The 235-nt window shown below is 68.5% G+C and carries 1 protein-coding gene; it reads right to left on the bottom strand.

The genetic code is table 11. The features are described 5' to 3' along the window. Positions 1-235: condensation domain-containing protein (locus tag SB756_RS35545; RefSeq protein WP_410913943.1), on the bottom strand; the 235-nt coding region annotated here is incomplete at both ends.

Genomic DNA, 235 nt, shown 5'->3' with positions numbered 1-235 from the left:
TGGCGCTGAACAACGGCAATGGCGCAGCCACACCGCTGCAACGCTGGGCCAAGGCCAAGGACGCGTGCTCATGGGCCAGCAAGGCGCTGAGGCGCTGATGCACGGCCTGCGCACCCTCGCGCAGGCTCACTTCGTTCAGGTCGACCCGCAGCGGCAAGGTATTGATGAACATGCCCAGCGCCCGTTCGGCCCCCTCGCCGCCTTGCAGGCGGCCGAGCACCACGGTGCCGAACAC

The organism is Pseudomonas sp. SIMBA_068 (assembly GCF_046534705.1).
In the GTDB taxonomy this organism is placed as follows: Bacteria; Pseudomonadota; Gammaproteobacteria; order Pseudomonadales; family Pseudomonadaceae; genus Aquipseudomonas; species Aquipseudomonas putida.
The sequence above is the reverse complement of the archived record's forward strand: the minus strand, read 5'-3'. Positions and strand labels throughout refer to the sequence as shown.